General features: G+C 71.9%; 7 protein-coding genes, 1 other RNA gene and 1 pseudogene. 6 read left to right on the plus strand and 3 right to left on the minus strand.

From position 1 onward, the window contains the following. Nucleotides 1-76: 76 nt before the first annotated feature. The 6 genes from APM_RS11395 to APM_RS19815 all read left to right on the plus strand — a co-directional run bounded on the left by APM_RS11395 (nt 77) and on the right by APM_RS19815 (nt 2,954). Nucleotides 77-397 carry a cell division protein ZapA gene (locus APM_RS11395; RefSeq protein WP_007423531.1) on the plus strand — a complete coding sequence of 107 codons (321 nt, stop codon included), beginning with the start codon at nt 77-79 and terminating at the stop codon, nt 395-397. A 9-nt stretch (nt 398-406) separates the two neighbouring features. After that, nucleotides 407-566: non-coding RNA, 6S RNA (gene ssrS / locus APM_RS20395), on the plus strand. Nucleotides 567-589: 23 nt separating this feature from the next. Further along, on the plus strand, nt 590-1,147 hold the full coding sequence (locus APM_RS11400; protein ID WP_007423532.1) for a 5-formyltetrahydrofolate cyclo-ligase: 558 nt from the start codon (nt 590-592) through the stop codon (nt 1,145-1,147). Nucleotides 1,148-1,168: 21 nt separating this feature from the next. After that, the gene (locus tag APM_RS11405) at nt 1,169-2,314 is read left to right on the plus strand and encodes an aminotransferase class I/II-fold pyridoxal phosphate-dependent enzyme (RefSeq protein ID WP_007423533.1); all 1,146 of its coding nucleotides are present in this window, start codon (nt 1,169-1,171) and stop codon (nt 2,312-2,314) included. A gap of 29 nt (nt 2,315-2,343) precedes the next feature. Next, entirely contained in the window at nt 2,344-2,628 is a 285-nt protein-coding gene (locus APM_RS19810) for a hypothetical protein (protein ID WP_050807186.1), read from the plus strand. A gap of 110 nt (nt 2,629-2,738) precedes the next feature. Further along, complete coding sequence (locus tag APM_RS19815; protein WP_050807187.1) at nt 2,739-2,954, plus strand: hypothetical protein; 216 nt, start codon at nt 2,739-2,741, stop codon at nt 2,952-2,954. Between the two features lie 121 nt (nt 2,955-3,075). Here APM_RS19815 and ftsY read toward each other — a convergent pair whose 3' ends face one another. The 3 genes and pseudogenes from ftsY to APM_RS22650 all read right to left on the minus strand — a co-directional run. Next, nucleotides 3,076-4,011, minus strand: a complete 936-nt coding sequence (gene ftsY, locus APM_RS11415) for a signal recognition particle-docking protein FtsY (protein WP_039888385.1) — start codon at nt 4,009-4,011, stop codon at nt 3,076-3,078. After that, a complete protein-coding gene (gene mtaB / locus APM_RS11420) occupies nt 4,011-5,246 on the minus strand; it encodes a tRNA (N(6)-L-threonylcarbamoyladenosine(37)-C(2))-methylthiotransferase MtaB (protein WP_007423537.1) in 1,236 nt (411 codons plus the stop codon). The genes ftsY and mtaB overlap by 1 nt, the downstream gene beginning before the upstream one ends. Then, nucleotides 5,243-5,420, minus strand: a pseudogene (locus APM_RS22650) (diaminopimelate epimerase); the annotation flags it as partial. The pseudogene APM_RS22650 and the gene mtaB, both read right to left, overlap by 4 nt.

Genomic DNA, 5,420 nt, shown 5'->3' on the forward strand with positions numbered 1-5,420 from the left:
GCCGCGGCGCTCGACCGGATGATCGAGCAACTGCGGGCGGCGCTCGACGAGGCCGACCGGGTGGAGCAGGGCTGACATGGCGAACGTGAACATCCGCATCAACGGCTTCTCCTATTCGGTGAGCTGCGAGGACGGGCAGGAGCGGCACTTGCAGGCGATGGCCGCCGAGATCGACCGCCGGGTGAGCAGCATCAAGGCGATCGGCGAGCAGACCGGCGAGGCGCGGCTGCTGGTGCTGGCGGCACTTCTGCTGGCCGACGAGCTGCACGACCTGCGGGCCACCCACGAGGCGTTGCGGGCGGCGAAGCCCACCGGCGTTTCCCCCGAGCATGTCGCAAGGCTGCGGCGCGTCGCCGCGCGCGCGGAGGAGATTGCGGCGGACCTCGCGGAGTCCTAAGTTGCGGGGGCGAGGCTGCCCGGTGCGTCAGGCAAGCACATCCCCGGGGCCAGTAAGTATCTCCCAGGGAGCTGGCTCTGTCGGAACCGTGGTTCCGGTATTTCCGGCGCCCACCTGCTCACGCAGGCTCTGGGAGGATGTCAACGCCAACGGCCAGGGCGGCTTCGCACTTTTGCTCCTCTCCCCGACAGCATGACCGAGCTCGATCTCATCGCCCGCAAGGCGGCGGCGCGGCAGGCCGCCCTCGACCGGCGCGACGGGCTTGACCCGGCACTGGGCGCGCGCCTGGCCGCCGTGGTGCTGGAGCAGTGCCCGCCGCCCGCCGGCGCGGTGGTTTCGGGGTTCTGGCCGATCGGGGCGGAAATCGACATCCGGCCGCTGCTGGCCGAGCTGGAGGCGCGGGGGCATGCGATCGGCCTGCCGGTGACGCCGAGGCGCGGCCTGCCGCTCACCTTCCGGCGCTGGCGGCGCGGCGCGGCGCTGGTGCCGGGGCGGTTCGGCACCTCGCACCCCGAGGGCGAGGAGATCGTGCCCGATTTCGTGCTGGTGCCGCTGCTGGCCTTCGACCGGCGGGGCAACCGGCTCGGCTATGGCGCGGGGTATTACGACCGCACGCTGGCCGGCCTGCCCGATGCGTTCCGGCTGGGGTGCGCCTATGCATCGCAGGAGGTGGACGAGGTGCCGGTGGGACCGCAGGATGCGCGCCTTCATGCGGTGGCGACCGAACGCGGCGTGGTGCGCGCGGGCTGACGCCGCCTTTCAGGGTGGTCAATGGATATCATTCGGATTCCGCGATCGAAGATCGGCGATATCGGGCGGCTGGCCTTTGCCGACCCGGCGGTGGACAACCTGGCGTTCGGCGAGTCCGACCGGGCGCCGCCGGACGCGGCGCGGGCGGCGCTGATCCGCGCCGTCGAGGCCGGGGACACGCATTACGTGGACAGCCGGGGGCGGCTGTCGCTCCGCCTCGCGCTGGCGGATTATCTGAGCCGGGTGCACGCGAAACCGGTGGCGGAGACGCGGATCGCGGTGACCGCCTCGGGCATGGCGGCGATCGGCGTCGCGTTCACCGCGATCTTGCGGCAGGGCGACAAGGTGGTGATCCACGAGCCGGAATGGCCGAACCTCGCCGGGGCGGCGCTGGCGCGGCGGGCCGAGGTGGTGCGGCTGCCGCTGGACGAGGACGGGGCGGGCGGATTCCGCCTCGATCTCGACCGGCTGGACGCGGCCCTCGACGGCGCGCGGGTGTTCTGCCTCAATTCGCCGAACAACCCGACCGGGTGGATGGCGAGCGACGCGGAGATCGTCGCCATCCTGGAGATCTGCCGGCGGCGGGGCGTGTGGCTGCTGTCGGACGAGGTGTATTCGCGGCTGAGTTTCGACGGGCGGGCGGCGGCGCCCTCGGCGCTGGACCATGCGGGGCCGGAGGATCGGGTGATCGTCGCCAATTCGGTGTCGAAGACCTGGGCGATGACGGGATTCCGCGTCGGCTGGCTGGTGCTGCCGGAGGGCGAGCGGGACGCGGTGGGCGAGCTGATCGAGGCGACGCATTCCGGCGTGGCGCCCTTCGCGCAGGAGGCGGCGCGGGCGGCGCTGGAGTGCGAGGACTATGTCGCCGGGTTCCGGGCGTTCTGCGCCGAGGGGCGGGCGATCGTCGGCGCCGGGCTCGCCGGGCTCAACCGCGTGCGCTACAGCGCGGCGCCGGCCGGGCTCTATGCCTTCGCGCGGATCGAGGGGGTGGCGGACAGCCTGGAACTGGCGCGGCACCTCGCCATCGCGCACAAGGTGGCGGTGGCGCCGGGGATCGCGTTCGGCGCGGCGGGCGAGGGGCATTTGCGGATCTGCTTCGCCCAGAGCCCGGAAAAGCTGGAGCGGGCGATGGCGAAATTGCGCGCGGGGCTGGCGGCGTTAACCTGATGTTTACTCGTTCACGTTATGTTCCAGAGATGATTTCGAACAGGAGATGGATCGGTCTGGTCGCGGCGGCCTGGATGCTGGCCGGTGGGGTGGCGGCGGCGCGGGGGGCTTCGCCGCTGCCCGATCCGGCGCTGACGCCGGGGGCGATCAACCCCGCGGTGCGCGAGGCGACGATCGGTGCCACGATCTGCCGGCGCGGCTGGACGCGGACGGTGCGGCCGCCGGTGTCCTATACCGAGCCGCTGAAGAAGGCGCAGATCCGGCGCTATGGCTATGCCGATGCGCGACCCTGGAAATACGAGGATATCACCTGATCCCGCTCGCGCTCGGCGGCTCGCCGACCAGCCCGGACAATCTCTGGCCGGAGCCGCATCTCGGGCGGGGGCAGTGGGGGTCCTATGCGAAGGACCGGCTGGAGGCGCGGATGGCGCGGCTGGTCTGCGCGCACCGGCTGGGGCTGGACGAGGCGCGGCGGATGATCGCGCGGGACTGGATTTCTGCCTATCGGCGCTTCATCGGATCGCGGCCGGACAATGCGCCGTTGCATGGGCGCGGCGCGGGATATGACGGCGGATACCGGCCGTATGACCACTGGCACCACTGGCACCACTGGCATCGCTGGCAACGCCGCGACTGGTAAGGCGGGGCGGCGCGAGCCGTCACGCTACGGCAGGTCGCCTTTTGGTGTCTGCAAATCGCCGCTGAAATTCAGCAATGCGCGGATCGTCGGGTTTCCGGATGATCTGCGGCGGCGCAAGATTTCAGGCGGGGCGGTCGGCGTCGGCGCCGGTGAGGGCGCGGGCGAATTCGGTGGCGTCGAAGGGGCGGAGATCGGCCGCCTGTTCGCCGACGCCGATGGCATGGATCGGCAGGGCGGCGGTTTCGGCCAGGGCGACGACGACGCCGGCGCGGGCCGAGCCGTCGAGCTTGGTGACGATCAGGCCGGTGAGATCGACCATCTCCTTGAAGGTGGCGACCTGGGCGATGGCGTTCTGGCCGGTGGTGGCGTCGAGCGTCAGCAGCACGGCGTGGGGGGCGGTTTCGTCCTGCTTGCGGATGACGCGGATGATCTTGCGCAGCTCCTCCATCAGCGCGGCCTTGTTGTGCAGGCGGCCGGCGGTGTCGATCAGCACGATGTCGTGCCCGTCGCGCCGGGCGCGGGCGATGGCGTCGAAGGCGAGGCCGGCGGGGTCGGCGTTGGCGGGGCCGGTCATCACCGGCGCGCCGGTCCGCTCGCCCCAGACCTGGAGCTGTTCGACCGCGGCGGCGCGGAACGTGTCGCCGGCGACGAGCAGGGGTCTGGCGCCGGCCTCGGCATAGGACTGGGCGAGCTTGCCGATCGTGGTGGTCTTGCCGGTGCCGTTGACGCCGACCATCAGGATCACGAACGGGTTTTTGCTCCGGTCGATCGCGAGCGGCTGCGCGACGGGGGCGAGGATTTTCGCCACCTCCTCGGCCAGCGACGCGCGGATTTCGGGAGCGGAAACGTCCTGGCCGAAGCGGGTGCGGCGGAAGGCGCGGATGACGCGGGCGGCGGCGGCGGGGCCGAGATCGGCGGTGATGAGCAGGTCTTCGAGCTCTTCCAGCGCCGCGTCGTCGAGCTTGCGCTTGGTGAAGGTGTCGGTGATGCCGGCGGCGAGCTTCTGGGTGCTGCGGGTGAGGCCGGATTTGAGGCGCGAGAGAAAGCCGAGCGCCATCATTCTGCTCCTGCGGTCACGCCGGTGGCATCCGCGCCGGTGATCCTCGCCGTGACGAGCGCGCCCGGGGTGACGGGTGCGGAAAAGCGGATCGGCGCGAAGGTTTCGGTGTGGCCGGCGGTTTCGGTCTCGGCCAGGGCGGTGACGGTGGTGCCGGTCATGGCGCGGAAGCGGGCTTCGGCGCGGCGGGCGCCGGCCTCGCGCAGGCGGGCGGCGCGGGCGCGGCGCTCGGCCATCGGCAAAGCGGGGATGCGCGCGGCGGGCGTGCCCTTGCGGGCGGAGAAGGGGAAGACGTGGAGATAGTCGAGCCCGGCGTCGTCGACCAAAGCGAGGGTTTCGGCGAAATGCGCCTCGGTTTCGGTGGGGAAACCGGCGATGAGGTCGGCGCCGAGGGCGATGTCGGGGCGGAGCGCGCGGGCGCGGGCGGCGGCCTCGATGACGTGGTGGCGGAGATGGCGGCGCTTCATGCGCTTGAGGATGAGGTCGGATCCGGCCTGCACCGAGAGATGCAGATGCGGCATCAGGCGGGGCTCGGATTCGAGCAGGCGCCAGAGATCGTCGTCGATCTCGGCGGGGTCGATCGAGGAGAGGCGCAGGCGCGGCAGGTCCGGCACGGCGGCGAGCAGGCGGCGGCAGAGCTGGCCGAGTTTCGGCGCGCCGGGCAGGTCGGCGCCGTAGGAGGTGAGGTCGACGCCGGTGAGCACCACCTCGTTGTAGCCATTGGCGACGAGGGTGCGGACCTGCTCGACCACGGCGCCGAGCGGGATCGAGCGCGAGGGGCCGCGGCCATAGGGGATGATGCAGAAGGTGCAGCGGTGATCGCAGCCCTGCTGCACCTCGATGAAGGCGCGCGCGCGGGTGCCGAAGCCCTCGATCAGGTGGGCGGCGGTCTGGCGGAGCTGCATGATGTCGGCGACGAGGACCGGCGCTTCCGACCGCCAGGCCTCGGGCGTGAGCTTCTCGGCGTTGCCGAGGACGCGGGCGACACCCTCGATGCTCGACCAGGCGGCCGGATCGATCTGGGCGGCGCAGCCGGTGACGATGATTTTCGCGGCGGGGTCGGCGCGGTGGGCGCGGCGGATGGCCTGGCGGGCCTGGCGCTCGGCCTCGGCGGTGACGGCGCAGGTGTTGACGATGACGGCGTCGCCGAGCCCGGCGGCCTCGGCATGGCCGCGCATTACCTCGCTCTCGAAGGCGTTGAGGCGGCAGCCGAAGGTGAGGATGTCGAGGCTCATGGCGCGAGCATGGCCGCGTCCAGCTCGCCCTCGAAGACCAGGGCGACGGGGCCTTCCATCAGCACGTGGCCGTCGTCGCGCCAGGTGAGGGTGAGGGTGCCGCCGTCCATCTCGATCTCGGCGCGGCGGGCGGCGAGGCCGCGGCGATGGGCGTTGACCAGGGCGGCGCAGGCG

It is taken from the genome of Acidiphilium sp. PM (assembly GCF_000219295.1).
GTDB lineage: Bacteria > Pseudomonadota > Alphaproteobacteria > Acetobacterales > Acetobacteraceae > Acidiphilium > Acidiphilium multivorum.

Bases quoted from the DNA above. Each gene is read 5' to 3' on its own strand.
- APM_RS11395 (WP_007423531.1), top strand. From the start codon at position 77: ATGGCGAACGTGAACATCCGCATCAACGGCTTCTCCTATTCGGTGAGC.
- APM_RS11400 (WP_007423532.1), top strand. From the start codon at position 590: ATGACCGAGCTCGATCTCATCGCCCGCAAGGCGGCGGCGCGGCAGGCC.
- APM_RS11405 (WP_007423533.1), top strand. From the start codon at position 1,169: ATGGATATCATTCGGATTCCGCGATCGAAGATCGGCGATATCGGGCGG.
- APM_RS19810 (WP_050807186.1), top strand. From the start codon at position 2,344: ATGATTTCGAACAGGAGATGGATCGGTCTGGTCGCGGCGGCCTGGATG.
- APM_RS19815 (WP_050807187.1), top strand. From the start codon at position 2,739: ATGGCGCGGCTGGTCTGCGCGCACCGGCTGGGGCTGGACGAGGCGCGG.
- ftsY (WP_039888385.1), bottom strand. From the start codon at position 4,011: ATGGCGCTCGGCTTTCTCTCGCGCCTCAAATCCGGCCTCACCCGCAGC.
- mtaB (WP_007423537.1), bottom strand. From the start codon at position 5,246: ATGAGCCTCGACATCCTCACCTTCGGCTGCCGCCTCAACGCCTTCGAG.